Origin of the sequence: Sphingobium bisphenolivorans (assembly GCF_000412635.1) — a bacterium.
GTDB lineage: Bacteria > Pseudomonadota > Alphaproteobacteria > Sphingomonadales > Sphingomonadaceae > Sphingobium > Sphingobium bisphenolivorans.
This window is the reverse complement of record NZ_ASTG01000003.1, coordinates 258,900-276,950: the sequence shown is the minus strand read 5'-3', so window position 1 is coordinate 276,950 and position 18,051 is coordinate 258,900. Positions and strand designations below refer to the sequence as shown.

Below are 18,051 nucleotides of genomic sequence, written 5' to 3'. Positions count from 1 at the left end.
TCGAATTTTGCGGACACGGCAATGTTGTATGATTGTCGATTAGGCCTATATGGAAGTCATCAAGTGCATAGCAACGTAGGCGCTCTTGACTGAGAGACCATCGCGCTCCCGCTTACCGAGGGAGTGATCATGGATCTCAATCAGCTTTATTCCGAACATCAGATTTTGCTCATGCACGCCGCCGATGCGATCAGTGAGCCGGCACGTCGCAAGCATCTGGCCGCAGCGGGCATCATCGGCGGTCGGATCTTCGATCTGCTTTCCTCGAAAGAGGCGGCAGCATCGGTGAGTTGGCTGCCCTGGACGGATCGATCTCGCCCGGCCGCACACTTGGTTGGGTCGGCATGAGCGCGGACGCAACGGCACCGGCGCGTCTGCGAAGACGAGCGTTTGTCAGCCGCGAGCCACGAATCTCTCCTGACCAGGCGAGACGGCAAGGCTTGATCACGCATCTTGCATTCGTGCTTCTGGGGCAGGAGGAAGCAATCCGCTTCCTAAACACGCACAATACCTCATTGGGCGCGCGGCCGCTCGATTTGGCGATCGCCGATCCAGCGGGATATTCAAGGGTGGAGAATGCGGTCCAACTCCTTGCCCGACCCGCAGCCGGCGGTCGGCAGTAATCTTGCCTCCATGCTCACCAGGATTGGACAGAAGATGATAATTGTCCCGGCAGACGAAACGGAGCTCATGGCTCGCTATGGCATCATCAAGGTGCCGGCATATCGCTATCATTATCGTGACTGGCGATATTCGACCTTGAACGATGCGCTAGCCCAAGCCCAGCGCGATGAGGCGGCGCGCTCGAAGTGAGCGGCGCGCTGCGGCATCCGATCATGCCGCGGGTGCGATCACAATAATGAAATTGACGAGAACTCAGGACGAAGTTCCCGGCAGATGAAAAAAGCGGTCGCTCGATCGGCTTGGGTACTCGTTTTGCATTTCCGTCGTTTTGTGCTATCAACGCTTCGCTGAACGTCGCGCTTCGACGGATATCGGGCCGCTTCGGCTCTCCCTTGTCCCACATTTGCCTCTTGAAGCAGGGATGCCCGCATTGTCGCGGGCGCCCATGAAACTTGGACAAGGAGCTCCAATATGATCATCGGAACAGTCAAATTCTTCAATGCCGACAAAGGCTATGGCTTCATCGCGCCGGAAAGCGGCGGCGGGGACGCCTTCGTGCACATAACCGCAGTTGAACGTGCGGGCATGCGCACGCTCGAGAAGGATCAGCGCGTGTCCTACACGCTGGAAACCGATCAGCGGGGCAAGGCATCGGCAACTAACCTTCAGGCTGCCTGAAGGAGGGCCGGGCGGCTTCGACCGCCCCCCCCATTCTAGTTTGAACAGGACTCTCCTCTTAATGAAAAGATATAAGGAACCGCACTTCCAGGAGCGCATAGCCGCTGCGGCGAGCGCCCGGACAGAGGTTCTCGAACGACTGCGGACGAAAGTGCCCGTGGTTCGGCCCGTTGCCCCCGACCAGGTAGAACGCCGTCTGGCAAAGGAAGCTGCGGCGCGGGAAAAGCGCCGGAACGCTCTGCTCGCGGCGAAAGAACAAAAAGCTGCCAAACGCGCGCACGCCAATGAAATGGCCGCGGCAAAGGCGGCCAAGAAAAAGCCCGAACTCAGTGAGGCTGAACGCAAGTCAGCCCGCGATGCGCGATATCTCGCGCGCAAGAACCGGCTATCGTCTTGACCGGGATGCTGCAAAGCCTTTTTTTGGCCGGTGCGGCACCCTTGCAGATACAACCCCATGTCCGTCGCCACCATCGTCGCAAGGGCCTTATCAGGCCGCGCCGTGCTGCCAGGGACAACTATAAAAACGCGGCCCGCGCCGCGAGGACCATCTATGAATATATTTTCCAAACCCGATAAGCGGGCAACCCGCTCCTCCTCCTTGCGCAGGCCGGAGGCGCGCCTCCATGGCCGCCCGACGACCCTGTCGAGCAGTGAATTGAAGCGCGTCGTCATAGCGATGGTGGGCTGACTTCATCCCCGACAGAGTGTTCGCCCTGCCGACCATCCCAGTTACAGTGAGGAATCTCCATGAGCCGAGAAGCAATCCGTCCCTATCTCATCTCCAAGGATGATGATGGGCATTTCCGGCTCACGGTGCGCGAGACCCGCTACAATTCCCAGGGCTATCCGCTGGTCACGTCGCATATGCAGGAGGAGAGATTCAAGTCCGCGGCCGCAGTCCGTACCTTCGCGCGCGATGTGTTCAAGGCCGAACCTGGCCAATATGATCAGACGAAGTCGCGGTCGTAACGCGGAATGACCATGCTGGCACCACAGGATGACCGATCGGCACTCCCCGTAGAGCTGGTTGACACCGCACAACTTCCCGACGGAGGTGAATTGCTCCTGTGGCGTCGAGGAGACGATTACTCGATCCGGTTCGGAGAAGATGAACTGATGGGCGATCAGGTTCGCCATTCCGAAGAAGCGCTGGCCAGACTGGCATGCGAGCGGCTTTCCCATCGCGACGCCCGCATCCTCATCGGCGGGCTGGGCATGGGCTTCACGCTGGGGGCGGCACTCTCCTCGCTTTCACCGGCTGCTGAGGTCGTCGTCGCCGAACTTGTGCCTGAGATCGTCAAATGGGCAAGGGGGCCGCTGGCGCATCTGTTTCGGGGCCATCTCGTCGATCCTCGACTGACGCTTGAAATGGCCGATGTCCATGACGTGATCTTCAGGCAGGGGGCCGAATTCGACGCCATTCTTCTGGACGTCGATAATGGTCCCGACGGGATGATCCACCTTCCCAACGAACGGCTCTACTGCAACTGGGGATTGCGGGCGGCACATAAGGCGCTGAGGGCGAGTGGCGTCCTCGCCATATGGTCGGCCTACACGGATGATGACTTTGTCGATCGCCTGGGGAACGCCGGGTTCGATGTGGAAGAGGTCAGCATCCCGGCGCTGGCCGGTGAGGAGCATGTAATTCACACGATCTGGCTTGCATCCAAGGGCGGTTGAGGCCGGCGGTTAACGATGCGCCGGCGAGATCAGTGCTATTCGCTCGGCGCCAGAATCGGCTTGGATTGTAATGGTTTGCGCCGGTCACTTATTTCATTATGCCAGCTTGGCCTCATATGCGAGGCACACCGCTTCGATGAGTTTACCCCAGCCATGCTCAGATCTGAGCATTCAGGCGACTCATGATTTCGCGGCGTCGCCTCTGCGCTTCAAATCGGGCCCGCTCGGGATCTCCATCGAGGATGGCCGAGATGATGGCTTTTCTTTCACGCTTCCAACGCTGCTTGCCATCGTCGCCCATGTAGACGGGACCGCGAGGATATTCAGCATAATGGTGAACCGCCACTCGCGAGAGCAGCTCCATCAACGGGCGATCGACCATCAGGTAAAGAATGTCGAGCATGCTCTGATCGAACGCGCCACGTTGCCGCGCGGTGTTGCGATCGTCCACTGACTGGACAAGCGCTGCCAGCTTCTGCCTCAGCACTTCATCCTTCGCGCGCGCTGCCGCTGCCATAAGCTCGCAATCGAGCAAGGTGATAATGTCTATGGCCTCTGGATGCGCAGAGTGGTGCAGGGCCAGGAAGCCGGAAATGGCTCGGCTCAATCCTTCAGCGGCAGGCCGTGCACCATAATAGCCGCCACGGGGGCCGCGGCGCACTTTCAGGAAGCCCTCATGCTCCAGCACACGGGCAGCTTGCTGCACAGTGACGATGCCGACGCCCAGCTCCTTGGCCAAGTCGGGCAGCGACCCGATCTGCGTTTCCGGCGGTTGCGCGATAATCATTTCGCGCAGCTTCGCCACGGCCGCGGTCACCAACCCTTCGCGAGAATTCTGCTTACGATTACTCATCATTCTCCTCGCGTCGCCCCTGGGGTTGGTCTTAGCGAGTTTCTCCGCGAAAGGCATCATCGGGGCGCCCGCTTCCTATTACATGCGCTTTTTAGGCGTGACAATCCGCGATTTATACCGTAATCGCTCTCGAAAGAGGCATAATAGGCACATTAGGTGGACTCGGAGCAAAGGCAGTCCAAGGCGCAGCGGAGATAGCGGGCGCCCCATGCGGGGAGAGCAGATGAAGATTTGCATATTGAAAGAGTTGGCACCTGCCGAGCGCCGCGTCGCGGGCACGCCGGAGACGGTCAAGAAGTTCGTGGGCCTTGGAGCCGAGGTAGCGGTGGAAGCCGGCGCCGGCCTGACCGCTGCGATCGCCGACGCAGACTATGCGGCGATGGGCGCGACCGTCGGCACGCGGGAAGCCGCGCTGGCGGGCGCCGACATCATCCTGGGCGTGCAGGGGCCTGAGCCGGCCAGCCTCGCCGGGGCGAAGCCGGGCGCCTGGATCGTCGCAGGCCTCAACCCCTTTGTCGAGCGGGCGCGTGTGGACGCCTATGCGGCCGCCGGGTTCGAGGCGCTGGCGATGGAGTTCATGCCGCGCATCACCCGTGCGCAGTCGATGGACATCCTCTCCTCGCAGTCGAACCTGTCCGGCTACAAGGCGGTGCTGGATGCGGCGCATGAATATGGCCGCGCCTTCCCGATGATGATGACGGCTGCGGGCACGGTGTCGCCCGCCAAGGCCTTCATCATGGGCGTGGGCGTCGCGGGCCTTCAGGCGATCGCGACCGCCAAGCGTCTGGGCGCGCAGGTGTCGGCGACCGACGTGCGCTCCGCCACCAAGGAGCAGATCGAGAGCCTGGGCGCGAAGGCGATCTTTGTCGAAAGCGTCGCCGGCATCGAGGGCGAGGGCAAGGGCGGCTATGCCACCGAGATGTCGGAGGACTATCAAAAGGCGCAGGCTGAGCTGGTGTCCGGCCACATCGCCAAGCAGGATATCGTCATTACGACGGCGCTGATCCCCGGCAAGCCGGCGCCCCGCCTGATTTCCGACGCGCAGATCGCGTCTATGCGGCCGGGCAGCGTGATCGTCGATCTGGCCGTGGAACAGGGCGGCAATGTCGAGGGCGCGGTGCTGGGGGAGGTGGTCGAGCGCCATGGCGTCAAGATCATCGGTCACAAGAATGTGCCTTCGCGCCTCGCTGCCGACGCATCGGCGCTGTTCGCGCGCAATCTCTACAACTTCCTGTCCGCCTTCTGGAACAAGGAGCAGAATGCGCCGGTGCTGGATGCCGAGATCGGCGACGCGATCCGCATCACCAGGGGCGGGAAGGTCGTCAGCGAGCGGCTGCTTGAATCGACGGGGGTGACACAATGACTGCGCTTAATCCGGATTATCTTTTCGTCTTCATCCTGGCAGCCTTTGTCGGTTTCCAGCTGATCAAGAAGGTTTCGCCGCTTCTTCACTCGCCGCTGATGTCGCTGACCAATGCGATCGCCGCAGTGGTGATCGTCGGCGCGATCACGATCACGGGGGAGGAAGGTGCGACGCCGCTCGCCAAGACGCTGGGCTTCGTCGCGGTGTTCTGTGCGACCGTCAATCTGGTCAGCGGCTTCATGATCACCGATCGCATGCTCAAAATGTTCAAGCCGCGGGGGAAGTAACAGATGGACGCTTTCGTTCCTTTCGCGGCGATCGCCGCATCGACCCTCTTCATCCTCTCGCTGATGTGGATGAGTCATCCCTCGACTGCCCGCCGCGGCGTACGCGCCGGCGAGATCGGCATGCTGATTGCCATCATCGGCGCGCTCGTTCATCATGAGATGGTCGACTACACGCTCATCATCATCGCGATGATCGCGGGTGCCGCCGCTGGTATTCCGATGGCGCTGCTGATGCCGATGACCGCCATCCCGCAGCGGACCGCCATCTCCCACGCCTTCGGCGCGCTGGCCGTTGGGCTGATCGGCGCTGCCGAATATTATAAGCACGCCCATGCGGAATATGCCGGCAGCTTCGTGCTGTGGGCGCTGATGTTCGAGATGCTGCTGGGTTTCCTGACCTGCACCGCATCGGTCATCGCCTTTGCCAAGCTGCAGGAGCTGATGGGCAGCCGGCCCGTCTCCTTCCCCGGACAGCGCATCGTCAATGGCGCGGTCGCGCTGGCGGCGGTCGTGATCGGCGTGATGCTGGCGATCGATCCGACCCAGACCTACCTCTTCCCCGTCTTCGTCGCGTTGGCGCTGCTGTTCGGCATCCTGCTGGTGATCCCGATCGGCGGCGCTGACATGCCGACCGTCATCGCGCTGCTGAACAGCTACGCGGGTCTGGCGGCGAGCGCGATGGGATTCGCGCTCGGCAACAAGCTGCTGATCGTCGCGGGCGCGCTGGACGGTGCATCGGGCTTCATCCTGGCGGTGATCATGTGCAAGGCGATGAATCGCAGCTTCGCCAATGTGATGTTCGGCGGTTTCGGCGCTGTGGTGGCCGGCGCGGCGGGCGGCAAGGACGACCGCGTAGTCCGCTCCGCCTCCGCCGAGGAAGCGGCGATGCAGCTGGAAAATGCCAGCAGCGTGGTCATCATTCCCGGTTACGGCATGGCTGTCGCGCAGGCTCAGCATAAGGTCAGCGAGCTTTACCAGGCGCTCACCAAGAAGGGCGTGGACGTCAAGTTCGCAATCCACCCCGTCGCGGGCCGCATGCCCGGCCATATGAACGTGCTGCTTGCCGAAGCGAATGTCCCTTATGAGCAGCTGGTCGACCTGGATGATATCAACCCCGAACTGCCGCAGGCGGACGTGGCGGTGATCATCGGCGCCAACGACACGGTCAACCCCTCGGCGCGCGATGATCCGCAGAGTGCCATCGCCGGCATGCCGATCATCGAGGCAGACCGCGCCAAGTCGGTGTTCGTCATCAAGCGCAGCATGAACGCGGGCTTCGCCGGCATCGACAATCCGATCTACTATAACAGCAACACCCAGATGCTGTTTGGCGATGCCAAGGACATGGTCGGCTCCATCGCCAAGGAACTGGCCGGGGGCGGCTCGGGACTGCATTGACAGCGGTGCTTCCCGGCAGAAAAGCCCGTCGCGTGCGCGCGGCGGGCCTTTTCACAACCGGACAAGATCTGAACTCTCTGGCGGGTGTGAGGGGCTCGCTCAGCGACGCCGACACCCTTAGTGACTGCTGGAAGATACTGATCAGTTGCCCTGGTAAACGGGCTTGCGCCGCTCCAGAAAGGCCTTGATTCCTTCCCCGGCGTCATCCGTTGCCATGGCGACGCCGATCGCATGAGCTTCCGCGTCAAGATGCTCGGGGAACGGGGCCAGGTCGCCGGCGAACAGCAGTTTCTTGACGCCGCCGAAAGCCGCCGTGGGGCCATTCGCGATCGTACGCGCGATAGTGGCAGCCTCCGCATCGAGTTGTTCAGGCGCGACGCTCCGGGTCGCCAGTCCTAGTGCCACGGCTTCTTGAGCGTTCAGGCGGCGGCCGAGATAAGCCATTTCCTGCGTCGCGCGCAGGCCGATCAGGCGCGGCAACATCCAGGTCGCTCCGCCGTCTGCGGTGAGCCCGATACCCGTGTAGGCCATGGCGAAGGTCGAGCCCTCAGCGGCGAGCACGATGTCGCCGCTCGCCACCAGGCTGAGGCCTGCGCCGGCGGCCGCACCCTGGGCAGCGATCACGACAGGTGCGGGATGGGCGGCGAGCAGCGCCAGCCCCTCGTGCAGGCGCGCGGCCAGCCGGGTGATGAAGCCCGCCGGATCGGTTTCGGTTGCGAAAACGCGGATGTCTCCGCCGACGCAGAAATTCTTGCCTTCCGCCTGGATCAGGAAGGCTCGGACGCCCGCTTGCGCCGTCAGCTCTTCCACAACGGTGCTGAACCGATCCACCAGCGCCCAGCTCATCGCGTTGCCAGCATCCGGCCGATTGAGCGTGATCTTGGCGATGCCTTCCTCAAGTTCGCTCTTCACCAGTTCCGTCACGCCATTTCCCTCTCTGTGGTTCATATCCGTTCCGTGCACCAGCGGCGTCCTGCGGTCCAGAGGGGAATCGTCGCGCATTGCGGGTCGCATGTTGCAGTTGCGATGCGCCCGAGCGCAGCGGATCAGGCGAGGCCGACTTCATTGAGCGGGATGCCGGCGTCCGCAAGCTGTGCCTGATCGAGCAGGGCGCCGGACACGACAAGGGCACGGCCCTGCACATAATCCTTGATCGCATTGACGCAATCGAGCGCGATGAGCTTGCCAGCCTTGAGGTAGAGGACGGAGAAGCTGCGGTTCGCCGGATCGCCGCGCAGGATCGTCTGGTCATGGCCGGTCGAAAGGCCGACAGTCTATCGCATCGACATCGTCGCGGCGGCGCAGGTCTGTAAAGCTCGCCTTTGTCGGTTCACTTCGGAGTGGTCGGTACGCTATTGAATCGGCTGGTGCGCTGAAGAAAGGGCGAAATATATGCTGGGCTCGCTCCTGTTCGTTCCCGCCGATCGGCCCGAACGCTTCGCCAAGGCGGTGGCAACCGGCGCCTAGGCCATTATTCTGGATCTTGAGGACTCGGGCGGGCTGGCGGCCAAGCCTTTGGCTCGGCCGGCGGCCGCAGATTTCTCGCAAAGCCGCGGTGCTGCAAGGTGCTGGTGCGGATCAACGGGCTTGGTACTGTCGGGTCGCCACGGGTGGAGGTCTACAGACAGCATCTATGAGGTCGTTAGCGAAGGTTCGATTTTTCCTTGATCAAGCCTTACGCAAGAAGGCGCGCCGACCATAGGATATCGCGGGAGAGCAGCAATGAATGATTTCGATTTCGCGCTCGGCGACAATGCCGACATGATTCGGGAGAGCGCCGCCCGCTTCTCCGCCGACAAGATTGCGCCGCTCGCGGCAGAGATAGACGACAAGGATTGGTTCCCGCGCGAACTGTGGCCCGCCATGGGTGAACTGGGCCTGCACGGCATCACTGTGCCGGAAGAGGATGGCGGCCTTGGCCTCGGTTATCTGGAACATGTCGTGGCTCAGGAGGAGGTCGCTCGCGCTTCTGCCTCGATCGGCCTGTCCTACGGCGCGCACTCCAATCTGTGCGTCAACCAAATCCGCCGCTGGGGCAATGCGGAGCAGAAGGCGAAATATCTGCCAAAGCTGATCTCGGGCGAGCATGTCGGCTCGCTCGCGATGTCGGAAGCTGGCGCCGGTTCGGACGTCGTGAGCATGAAGCTCAAGGCCGAGAAGAAGGGCAATCATTACGTCCTCAATGGCACGAAATTCTGGATCACCAACGCGGCCTATGCCGACACGCTGGTGGTCTATGCCAAGACGGGTGAGGGGTCGAAGGGCATCACCACCTTCCTGGTCGAAAAGGACATGAAGGGCCTCTCGATCGGCCAGAAGATCGCCAAGGTCGGCATGCGTGGCTCGCCCACCGCAGAGCTGGTGTTCGAGGATTGTGAGGTTCCCGAAGAGAATATCATGGGACCGCTGAACGGCGGCGTTGGCGTTCTGATGAGCGGCCTGGACTATGAGCGCACCGTGCTTTCGGGCATTCAGCTGGGCATCATGCAAGCCTGCCTTGATGTCGTCCTTCCCTATGTTCGCGAGCGTAAGCAGTTCGGCAAGCCGATTGGCGCCTTCCAGCTTATGCAGGCCAAGATCGCCGACATGTATGTCGCGCTCAATTCGGCGCGTGCCTATGTTTATGCGGTGGCCAAAGCCTGCGATGCGGGCAAGACGACCCGCTTCGACGCGGCGGGGGCGATCTTGCTGGCTTCCGAGAACGCCATGAAGACGGCGCTCGAAGCCGTGCAGGCGCTGGGCGGTGCGGGCTATACCAAGGATTGGCCGGTCGAGCGTTACATGCGCGACGCCAAGCTGCTCGACATTGGTGCCGGCACGAACGAAATCCGCCGCATGCTGATCGGCCGCGAGCTGATTGGCGCCTGAACCGGGCGAGGTGATCTTGCTTTCGGCGGGCTGCGGCAGGAGACTGGGATCAATACCGCCAGCCGAGCAGTACATCATCTGCGCACAGCCGGAATGCACTCTGGCCTTATCAGAAGCCGCGCCGCCGTACGACGCAAGTGGGAGGAGAAAGACGAAGTGAGCGCCCCCGTTCTGGACACGAAGATCTCCGCCCGTAGCGAAACGTTCCGAGCCAATGCTGCGTATAATTCCGCTTTGGCGCAGGAACTGCGCGACAAGGTCGCGGCTGCGGCACAGGGCGGTTCCGAAAGCGCGCGGACCAAGCATGTGTCCCGCGGTAAACTTCTGCCGCGTGAGCGTGTCGAGCGGCTGCTCGATCTGGGTTCGCCCTTCCTTGAGCTTGGTCAGCTCGCGGCAAATGAGCTTTATCATGATGAAGTGCCGGGCGCCGGCATCATCGCTGGTGTCGGTCGCGTTGCAGGGCGACAGGTGCTCGTCTCCTGCAACGACGCGACGGTGAAGGGTGGCACCTACTTCCCGATGTCGGTCAAGAAGCATCTGCGTGCGCAAGAGATAGCGCTGGAAAACCGGCTGCCCTCGATCTACTTAGTGGACAGCGGGGGCGCGAACCTGCCCAACCAGGCGGAAGTGTTTCCAGACAAGGAACATTTTGGCCGCATCTTCTACAATCAGGCCAACCTCTCGGCGCGCGGCATCCCGCAGATCGCCTGCGTCATGGGCAGCTGCACGGCGGGCGGCGCTTATGTCCCCGCCATGTCGGACGAAACCGTCATTGTGCGCAACCAGGGCACGATCTTCCTCGCCGGACCACCGCTCGTCCAGGCCGCGACGGGCGAAGTCATCAGCGCGGAAGATCTGGGCGGCGGCGACCTGCACGGTCGCAAGTCCGGCGTCGTCGATCACGTCGCTGAGAATGACGAACATGCGCTCTCCATTGTGCGCGACATCGTTTCGACGCTGCAGCCCGACTTCACGCCCGAGCTCAACCTGCGGGACGTGAAGCCGCCCAAATATGATGGACAGGATCTTTATGGCATCATCCCGCAGGACGTGCGTGCGCCCTATGATGTGCGCGAAGTCATTGCCCGCATCGTCGACGGCAGCGAGTTCCACGAGTTCAAGGCGCTCTACGGCACGACCCTCGTTTGCGGCTTTGCCCATGTCTGGGGCATGCCGGTTGCCATTCTGGCGAACAACGGCGTCCTGTTCAGCGAAGGCGCGGTCAAGGGTGCGCACTTCATCGAACTCGCCTGCCAGCGACGTATTCCGCTTCTCTTCCTCCAGAATATTTCCGGCTTTATGGTCGGCGGGAAATATGAGGCAGAGGGCATCGCCAAGCACGGTGCGAAGCTGGTGACGGCGGTCGCAACGGCACAGGTCCCCAAGATTACGGTTCTGATTGGCGGCAGCTTTGGCGCAGGCAATTACGGTATGTGCGGCCGCGCCTATCAGCCACGCTTCCTCTTCACATGGCCCAATGCGCGCATCTCCGTCATGGGCGGGGAGCAGGCGGCCTCAGTCTTGGCGACGGTACATCGCAACGCATCGAAGTGGACGCCAGAGGAAGCGGAGGCCTTCAAAGCGCCGATCCGCCAGAAATATGAGGATGAAGGCAATCCCTATTATGCCACCGCGCGGCTGTGGGATGACGGCATCATCGATCCTGCGCAGACGCGTGACGTGCTGGGCCTCGCCTTCGCAGCCACTCTGAACGCGCCGATCGCCGATCGCGCGCAGTTCGGCCTGTTCCGGATGTGATGTGAGCGCGCTAAATGCATCCCGCGTGTCGGAATGCTCAGTGGGTACATGCCGGCGTCGATCCCGCGCTCATGGGTAATGGCTTATGGCGTCGCGACCATGTGCATCGGCGGTGGTCAGGGCATCGCACTGGTTATCGAGCGACTATAAGGAGTAGGAGAGGCCGACATGCTTAAATCCGTCCTCATCGCCAATCGGGGTGAAATCGCCTGCCGGGTTATCAAGACCGCCCGTCGTCTCGGTATTCGCACCGCCGCCGTCTATTCTGACGCCGACGCTGACGCGCTTCATGTCCGCTTGGCGGACGAGGCCGTGCATATCGGCGCCGCGCCGGCGCGCGAAAGCTATCTGCTGGCCGATAAGATCATCGCCGCCGCCAAGCAGACCGGCGCCGAGGCGATCCACCCTGGCTATGGCTTTCTATCGGAAAATGCCGGGTTTGCGCAGGCGGTTCATGACGCAGGCCTGATCTGGGTGGGTCCCCACCCGGCCGCGATCACGGCGATGGGCCTGAAGGATGCAGCCAAGAAGCTGATGCAGGATGCAGGTGTTCCCACCACGCCGGGCTATCTGGGCGATGATCAAAGGCCCGAGCAACTGAAGTCGGAGGCTGATGCGATTGGCTATCCGGTGCTGATCAAGGCGGTCGCCGGTGGCGGTGGCAAGGGCATGCGCAAGGTGGAGAGCGCCGCCGATTTCGCGGATTCGCTGCTTTCCTGCCAGCGTGAGGCGGCGTCGAGCTTCGGCAACGATCAGGTGCTGCTTGAGAAGTGGGTCACGAATCCGCGCCATATCGAAGTGCAGGTGTTCGGCGACAAGCATGGCAATGTCGTCCATCTTTTCGAGCGCGACTGCTCGCTCCAGCGCCGTCACCAGAAGGTGATCGAGGAAGCGCCGGCGCCCGGCATGGACGCGGAAACGCGCGCGGCGGTCTGTCAAGCGGCGGTCAGTGCGGCCAAGGCGGTCGACTATGTGGGCGCGGGCACGATCGAGTTCATTGCCGACGGGTCCGAAGGTCTGAAGGCTGACCGCATCTGGTTCATGGAGATGAACACCCGCCTTCAGGTCGAGCATCCCGTAACCGAGGAGATTACGGGCCAGGATCTGGTTGAATGGCAGTTGCGCGTCGCCTCGGGCGAGCCGCTGCCCAAGCGACAGGATGAACTCTCCATCAATGGCTGGGCGATGGAAACGCGCCTATATGCCGAGGATCCGGCGAAGGGCTTCCTGCCTTCGATCGGCAGGCTTGATCTGTTCGAACTGGGGAGTGAGGGCGTCCGCATCGACACCGGCGTGACGCAAGGGGCGGAGATCTCGCCCTTTTATGATCCGATGATCGCCAAGGTCATTGCTCATGGGCCGACGCGCGAGGCCGCACGCGAGAAACTCGTCAAGGCACTTGACGAGAGCGCCGTCTGGCCGCTCAAGACCAATGCCGGTTTTCTGGTCAAGGCGCTCACTCATCCGAATTTCGCCGCCGCGCGGCTCGACACCGGCCTCATCGCGCGTGAGGGTGACGCGCTGCTGCCGCCCGCGCGTCCCAGTGACGAGGCGTTGGCAGACGCCGCCGCTTCGCTGACGCAGGGCGGCCTGCTCGCCGGCTTTCGCCTGAATGCGCCCACCCACGCAACCGGTACCTTCCTGCTGGATGGGGAAGCGGTGACCGTCACCTATGATCCGCGCAACGGCGGTGAAGAGCCGGCCGAGGATGTGCTGATAGCCGAGGGCGGGCAGGTTTGGCGGCTCGCGCCCTGGCGCGCGGTCGGAGCAGGGGGCGCAGACGCCTCGGACGGCGCGATGCTCTCCCCCATGCCCGGCCGCATCATTGCGGTCACTGTCGCAGCAGGCGAGGCGGTGACCAAGGGACAGAAGCTCCTCACGCTGGAAGCGATGAAGATGGAGCATAGCCTTGTCGCACCCTTTGACGGCACGATCACCGAACTCAACGCCAGTGAAGGCGGGCAGGTGAACGAGGGCGCGCTGCTCGTGAAGATCGAGAAGGCGGGATAACGACGGAGAGTGTAGTGACGGGCAAGTTTTTCGACCAGTGGCAGATCGGTGAAACGCTGATGCACGAAATCCGCCGCACGGTGACGGAGACGGACAATCTCCTCTTCTCCACCATGACGCACAATCCGCAGCCCCTCCACATCGACCTGGAGGCGGCGAAGGCGAGCGAGTTCGGTCAGATTCTCGTGAACGGCACCTTCACCTTCGCGCTGATGATCGGCCTGTCGGTAGGTGATACGACGCTTGGAACCCTAATCGCGAACCTTGGCTATGATAGGCTGGTCATGCCCAGGCCCGTATTTATCGGCGATACGTTGCGCGCAGAGTCGGAAGTCACAGAACTGAAACCCAGCAAGTCGCGTCCCGGGGCAGGGGTCGTCACCTTCACCCACCGCCTCATCAACCAGCGCGATGAAGTCGTCTGCCAATGTCTGCGCATGGCTCTCATCAAGGGCAGGGCGGCATGAGGCTGCGTTCCCTTCTTTTCGTTCCCGCCGATCGGCCGGAACGCTTTGCCAAGGCGGCGGCGAGCGGAGCCGACGCGTTGATCCTCGACCTTGAGGATAGCGTCGCGCCGGAGAAGAAGGATGTGGGCCGGGCCGCGGTCGCGGAATGGCTCGCGGGCGATCGCGCGGGCGTCACCACGTTGGTTCGCGTCAATCCGCTCGATAGTACTCTCGCCGACGGAGACCTTGAGGCCGTGATGCCCGGCAAGCCGGACGGGCTGCTTCTCCCGAAGGCGGAAGGCGCGAAGAGCGTCGAAACATTGGTGTCGAAATTGGGCGGCGTTGCGCTTCCGATCCTCCCCATCGCCACCGAAACACCGAGCGCCATTTTCCAGCTCGGCAGCTATGGCGCGGTGGCGGCGCATCTCGCCGGGCTCACCTGGGGCGCGGAGGATCTGCCGGCCGCAATCGGCGCGGCCACCTCGCGAGAGCCTGACGGCAGTTATACCGCGCCGTATGAACTGGTACGCAGCCTGACGTTGTTCGGCGCGCACGCTGCGGGCACGGCGGCAGTCGAAACCGTTTTCCCCCGAATCGGCGCCCCTGAAGCGCTAGCGGCCTATGTCGCCCGCGCCCGGCGCGATGGCTTCGCCGGCATGATGGCGATCCACCCCGCGCAGGTGGCGATCATCAACGACGGCTTCACACCCAGCGAAGCCGAGGTTGCGCATGCGCGCGCGGTCATCGCAGCCTTCGCTGCAAATCCCGGCGTGGGCGCGCTGAAGCTGGATGGCAAGATGATCGATCGACCGCATCTGATACAGGCGCAGCGAATAATCGGGATGAGCGAAACCTCTGACACCCTGAAGTTCGAACGCAGCGGCACAGTTCGATCGTAGAAGACTGAGGTGATGTTTTATTTAACATAATGATTATTATCAGACCAAGACAAGCCTGCCGGCTCAGAAGGAGTCGAACTTCCGTTGGAATTCGGCCGTGACTTCCGCCAGCACGGAGATGGCGAGCAGATTGGGGTCGCGAAGGCGCGGTATCAGTCCGATTGGTGCTTTCAGCCGGGAAATCAGCTCTGCCGGCATAGCCGCGTCGCGCAATAGCTGCGTCCGTCGCTGATTGGCACGCACGCTGCCCAATGCGCCGATATAGAAGGCAGGCCCGGACAGCATCTCCTGAAGTATCTTCAATTCCCACTCGTGATCGTGGAACATCAGCGCCACGGCGGTGAGCGGATCGCATTCGAATGGGGCGGGACTCGCCAAGCCTCTTGCTTCGGCCACTGGCAGGCTCAAGGCCGAAATCAGGGCGACGGTTTCCGTATCGGGCGAATAGGCTTGCACCTGCATGTCCGAAGCCGCGGCCATCTTGGCGAGCAGAACCGTCTCCTGCCCCGATCCCATGACGAAGAGGCGGATCTTCGGTACGATCCTGAAGCGCCAACAGGCAGCGGGCGTCGTCGCACTTCGCTCCGCTGCCGCGTGCAAGCTGCCATCCGCGCCGAGGTCCATCGTGGCAATGGTGCGCGCGTCCAATAGCTGCACCAGGTCGATGAGCGGGGCTTCATCGCCGAGCGGCACGGCGAGGATGTCCAGGCGCCCGCCGCAAGGCAGGCGGATATCGATATTAGGAGAACCCTCGCCATAAGCGATAGCGCGGGGTGCTCCCGCTGCCAGGGCTTCGAGTGCCTGGCTGACGATGTCGGCCTCCACGCAGCCGTTCGACACATAGCCGATCGAGCGCCCCGCGCCGTCCACCGCCATCCTGAGCCCCGGAGCGCGGACGCCGCCCGCGCCCGTTCCCGTGACGAAGATTAGCACCGCCCCCCTGTGGTTCCGGACAGCCTCGATGGCGAATTTGGCGACGTCTTCGGGGTGGAAGAGGCAGCCGTGGCGGATCAATGGATTATCCATCCTCACCAGCTACCATCATCAGCAGGAATGAGAATATCTTTATCCTCGATTTGCGATCGCCTGCCACGCCGAAACAAAGCTCCGGGCGGCTGCTCCGACTGCTTCGGCGGAGTTGCCGGGCTTGTAGAGGGCGGAGCCAAGGCCGAAGCCCGCAGCGCCGGCGGCTACCCAGGGCGCCATATTGTCCGGCGTGATGCCGCCCACCACCAGCTTGGGGATGGCGCTGGGCAGCACGGCGCATTGCGCTTTCAGAACTTGCGGCTGCATCGCTTCGGCGGGGAAGAATTTAAGGCCGTGCGCGCCAGCCTCCAGCGCGGCAAAGGCTTCTGTCGGTGTGAAGCAGCCGGGCAGTGAAATCAGGCCTGTCGCGACAGCTGTCGCGATGACCGCGGGATTGCTGTTGGGTGAAACGACGAGCTGCCCGCCCGCATCGGCAACGCGGCCTACATCCTCCCGGGTCAACACGGTCCCCGCCCCTACCAGTGCGGCGGAGCCCAGCCGCTTTGTCAGCCGCTCGATCGAATGGAGCGGGTCGGGCGAGTTGAGCGGCACCTCGATCAGGGTGAAGCCCGCCTCCGCCAGCGCGTCGCCCACCCCTTCTATCTCGTCAGGCGTGATCCCGCGCAGGATCGCCACCAAGGGGCAGCGGGAAAATTTTTCGGAAAAATCGGCGGTCACACTCATTGCGCTTCGCTCCAGATGGAATGGATGCCCTTCACGAACGCATCCTCGCTGTCGATCAGGGTGTAGTTGCTGCCGAGCGCTTCGATGGCGGCGCCATACAGCGCCCCCAAGCTGGCGCCGGCCAGCAGATGCACCCTGACCGACGCGTCCGGCAGAGCGGAACCCACGTCGCTGCCGATCAGCAGCCCGCTGACGTAGGACGCGGTGCTCGATATCTTGTCCAGGCCGGATACCCGGTCAGCGCGCGCGCCGAAAAGGCGGGCCAACAGATCGCCGCCCTGCCCGTGCCGAACACCAAGCAAGAAGTCGTCGTCCACCCGTGCGCTCGCATCCATCTGAGCGGCAAGCAGGCTGTGCTTTTGCAGCATCGAGAAGACTTCGCCGGTCATGGCGGTAGAAAATCGGGCTATCGCCCCATCGACCATGGTCGCCCATTTGCAATGGGTTCCCGGCTGGCAGAGCAAGGCGTCCGCAGGCGCGAGTCCCCCCTGGACTGCTCCCAGAAACTGGACTTCCTCACCGCGCATCACGTCGGCGCGGGCGTCGTCCATCCACCTGACGCCTGGCACGATGGCGGTGCGCCCCTCATCCACCCAGTGCAGCCCTTCCGCCAGATCCGCTATGCGGACGGGGCAATCCAGATAGGGAAGCTCCACCCAGCCGCGGGTCGACCCCACCATCCCGGCACAGATGATCGGGAGGTCGCCGAGTCTGCGGCGGATGTCGGCGACCTCCCCTGCAAAATCCGATGGCGCGAGGGCAAGCACGCCCCTTTCATCGCTAACGCTATGATCAATCATTCCCTCGCCGCTGATGCGAAAGATGCGGCGGTTAGTCGTGCCCCAGTCTATGGCGAGAAAGGGATCGCGGTTGGTCATCGTGCGGCAGCTCCGGAGGGTGGCGGAACGGCCTTCTATCATGGTCACGTTCAATTTGTATGGCAAATAGCCGGGGTCGCATGAACTGCATAACCTGTGTAAGTTCGGACCTAAATTGTTGCAATTTGAAGCGCAGATGGAGGCCGATTACCCCTTTTTCGCTCTTGACGCGCCCCCCTTTGCTGTGAAACTTTCCCCTACGGAAAGCGGCGAAAAAAGCCGCGACAGGAGAGGATGTCCCATGAATTCACCAGCCCCCGACGGCGGCTCGATTTTCCATGCCCTTTTAAGGGCCTGCCTGTCGGAGCAGCGCAGCCCAACCGACGACGAACTGAATATCGTTGCGAGCAAGATCTGGCATGAGGGCTTTGCCGCTTCTTCGGGCAAGCGCTGGCAGGATTTGGCCCCTCAGTCTGCCGCTCACATCGCGATGCTGAATGCGGCCAAGGGGGCGCTGGGCGTGCGCGCGGGTTGTCGTTCCCACTGAAGCTGGCCTCCTCGCGCAGGGTAAGTCGGGCTCACGGCCCCTTTATGCGTAATAACGGAACAAAATCCGTGCTGGTTTGTAGATGCCCGCCCGGATGGGCGAACCAGCGCGG

At 62.5% G+C, this 18,051-nt stretch carries 20 protein-coding genes and 1 pseudogene; 15 read left to right on the top strand and 6 right to left on the bottom strand.

The genetic code is table 11. From position 1 onward, the window contains the following. Window positions 1–129: 129 nt before the first annotated feature. The 6 genes from L858_RS0103630 to L858_RS0103605 all read left to right on the top strand — a co-directional run bounded on the left by L858_RS0103630 (window position 130) and on the right by L858_RS0103605 (window position 2,982). Window positions 130–348 carry a hypothetical protein gene (locus tag L858_RS0103630; RefSeq protein WP_022681787.1) on the top strand — a complete coding sequence of 73 codons (219 nt, stop codon included), beginning with the start codon at window positions 130–132 and terminating at the stop codon, window positions 346–348. Window positions 349–576: 228 nt separating this feature from the next. Further along, window positions 577–813: a hypothetical protein gene (locus L858_RS21905; protein WP_022681786.1), complete on the top strand. Its 237-nt coding sequence runs from the start codon at window positions 577–579 to the stop codon at window positions 811–813. Between the two features lie 282 nt (window positions 814–1,095). Then, on the top strand, window positions 1,096–1,302 hold the full coding sequence (locus L858_RS0103620) for a cold-shock protein (protein ID WP_022681785.1): 207 nt from the start codon (window positions 1,096–1,098) through the stop codon (window positions 1,300–1,302). A gap of 61 nt (window positions 1,303–1,363) precedes the next feature. Continuing rightward, window positions 1,364–1,699 carry a DUF6481 family protein gene (locus L858_RS0103615; RefSeq protein ID WP_022681784.1) on the top strand — a complete coding sequence of 112 codons (336 nt, stop codon included), beginning with the start codon at window positions 1,364–1,366 and terminating at the stop codon, window positions 1,697–1,699. Between the two features lie 350 nt (window positions 1,700–2,049). Continuing rightward, complete coding sequence (locus tag L858_RS0103610) at window positions 2,050–2,271, top strand: hypothetical protein (protein WP_022681783.1); 222 nt, start codon at window positions 2,050–2,052, stop codon at window positions 2,269–2,271. 147 nt (window positions 2,272–2,418) lie between these two features. Continuing rightward, window positions 2,419–2,982, top strand: coding sequence for a polyamine aminopropyltransferase (locus tag L858_RS0103605; protein ID WP_238564916.1), 564 nt, complete (start codon window positions 2,419–2,421; stop codon window positions 2,980–2,982). A gap of 157 nt (window positions 2,983–3,139) precedes the next feature. Here the strand turns inward: L858_RS0103605 and L858_RS0103600 are convergent, their stop codons facing one another. Then, complete coding sequence (locus tag L858_RS0103600; protein ID WP_238564915.1) at window positions 3,140–3,895, bottom strand: FadR/GntR family transcriptional regulator; 756 nt, start codon at window positions 3,893–3,895, stop codon at window positions 3,140–3,142. A gap of 163 nt (window positions 3,896–4,058) precedes the next feature. On the opposite strand from L858_RS0103600, the gene L858_RS0103595 reads away from it, so the two are divergent. From L858_RS0103595 to L858_RS0103585, 3 genes are read left to right on the top strand one after another with little or no spacing between them, the layout of a single operon-like run. Then, the gene (locus L858_RS0103595; RefSeq protein ID WP_028055773.1) at window positions 4,059–5,198 is read left to right on the top strand and encodes an NAD(P) transhydrogenase subunit alpha; all 1,140 of its coding nucleotides are present in this window, start codon (window positions 4,059–4,061) and stop codon (window positions 5,196–5,198) included. Further along, complete coding sequence (locus tag L858_RS0103590; RefSeq protein WP_022681779.1) at window positions 5,195–5,485, top strand: NAD(P) transhydrogenase subunit alpha part 2; 291 nt, start codon at window positions 5,195–5,197, stop codon at window positions 5,483–5,485. Before L858_RS0103595 ends, L858_RS0103590 begins: the two co-directional genes overlap by 4 nt. Window positions 5,486–5,488: 3 nt before the next feature. Next, entirely contained in the window at window positions 5,489–6,883 is a 1,395-nt protein-coding gene (locus L858_RS0103585) for an NAD(P)(+) transhydrogenase (Re/Si-specific) subunit beta (protein WP_022681778.1), read from the top strand. Between the two features lie 141 nt (window positions 6,884–7,024). On the opposite strand, the gene L858_RS0103580 is transcribed toward L858_RS0103585, so the two are convergent. Further along, window positions 7,025–7,831, bottom strand: a complete 807-nt coding sequence (locus L858_RS0103580; protein WP_193742841.1) for an enoyl-CoA hydratase/isomerase family protein — start codon at window positions 7,829–7,831, stop codon at window positions 7,025–7,027. A 98-nt stretch (window positions 7,832–7,929) separates the two neighbouring features. Beyond that, window positions 7,930–8,157, bottom strand: a pseudogene (locus L858_RS21185) (oxidoreductase C-terminal domain-containing protein); the annotation flags it as partial. A 448-nt stretch (window positions 8,158–8,605) separates the two neighbouring features. Between L858_RS21185 and L858_RS0103570 the strand changes: the two are divergent. The 5 genes from L858_RS0103570 to L858_RS19575 all read left to right on the top strand — a co-directional run bounded on the left by L858_RS0103570 (window position 8,606) and on the right by L858_RS19575 (window position 14,864). Further along, window positions 8,606–9,751: an isovaleryl-CoA dehydrogenase gene (locus L858_RS0103570; RefSeq protein ID WP_022681775.1), complete on the top strand. Its 1,146-nt coding sequence runs from the start codon at window positions 8,606–8,608 to the stop codon at window positions 9,749–9,751. Window positions 9,752–9,907: 156 nt separating this feature from the next. Then, entirely contained in the window at window positions 9,908–11,509 is a 1,602-nt protein-coding gene (locus tag L858_RS0103565) for a carboxyl transferase domain-containing protein (protein WP_022681774.1), read from the top strand. Window positions 11,510–11,677: 168 nt separating this feature from the next. After that, window positions 11,678–13,519 (top strand): acetyl/propionyl/methylcrotonyl-CoA carboxylase subunit alpha, encoded by a 1,842-nt coding sequence (locus tag L858_RS0103560; protein WP_022681773.1) that lies wholly within the window; start codon window positions 11,678–11,680, stop codon window positions 13,517–13,519. A gap of 14 nt (window positions 13,520–13,533) precedes the next feature. Continuing rightward, window positions 13,534–13,986, top strand: coding sequence for a MaoC family dehydratase (locus L858_RS0103555; RefSeq protein WP_022681772.1), 453 nt, complete (start codon window positions 13,534–13,536; stop codon window positions 13,984–13,986). Beyond that, window positions 13,983–14,864: an HpcH/HpaI aldolase/citrate lyase family protein gene (locus L858_RS19575; RefSeq protein WP_022681771.1), complete on the top strand. Its 882-nt coding sequence runs from the start codon at window positions 13,983–13,985 to the stop codon at window positions 14,862–14,864. The genes L858_RS0103555 and L858_RS19575 overlap by 4 nt, the downstream gene beginning before the upstream one ends. Window positions 14,865–14,927: 63 nt before the next feature. Here the strand turns inward: L858_RS19575 and L858_RS0103545 are convergent, their stop codons facing one another. From L858_RS0103545 to L858_RS0103535, 3 genes are read right to left on the bottom strand one after another with little or no spacing between them, the layout of a single operon-like run. Further along, on the bottom strand, window positions 14,928–15,878 hold the full coding sequence (locus tag L858_RS0103545) for an XdhC family protein (protein WP_193742839.1): 951 nt from the start codon (window positions 15,876–15,878) through the stop codon (window positions 14,928–14,930). A gap of 51 nt (window positions 15,879–15,929) precedes the next feature. Continuing rightward, window positions 15,930–16,574, bottom strand: a complete 645-nt coding sequence (locus tag L858_RS0103540) for a 2-dehydro-3-deoxy-6-phosphogalactonate aldolase (protein WP_022681769.1) — start codon at window positions 16,572–16,574, stop codon at window positions 15,930–15,932. Then, window positions 16,571–17,452: a 2-dehydro-3-deoxygalactonokinase gene (locus L858_RS0103535; protein WP_028055770.1), complete on the bottom strand. Its 882-nt coding sequence runs from the start codon at window positions 17,450–17,452 to the stop codon at window positions 16,571–16,573. Before L858_RS0103535 ends, L858_RS0103540 begins: the two co-directional genes overlap by 4 nt. Before the next feature lie 115 nt (window positions 17,453–17,567). On the opposite strand from L858_RS0103535, the gene L858_RS20925 reads away from it, so the two are divergent. Then, on the top strand, window positions 17,568–17,939 hold the full coding sequence (locus L858_RS20925) for a hypothetical protein (RefSeq protein WP_152639760.1): 372 nt from the start codon (window positions 17,568–17,570) through the stop codon (window positions 17,937–17,939). Window positions 17,940–18,051 lie beyond the last annotated feature (112 nt).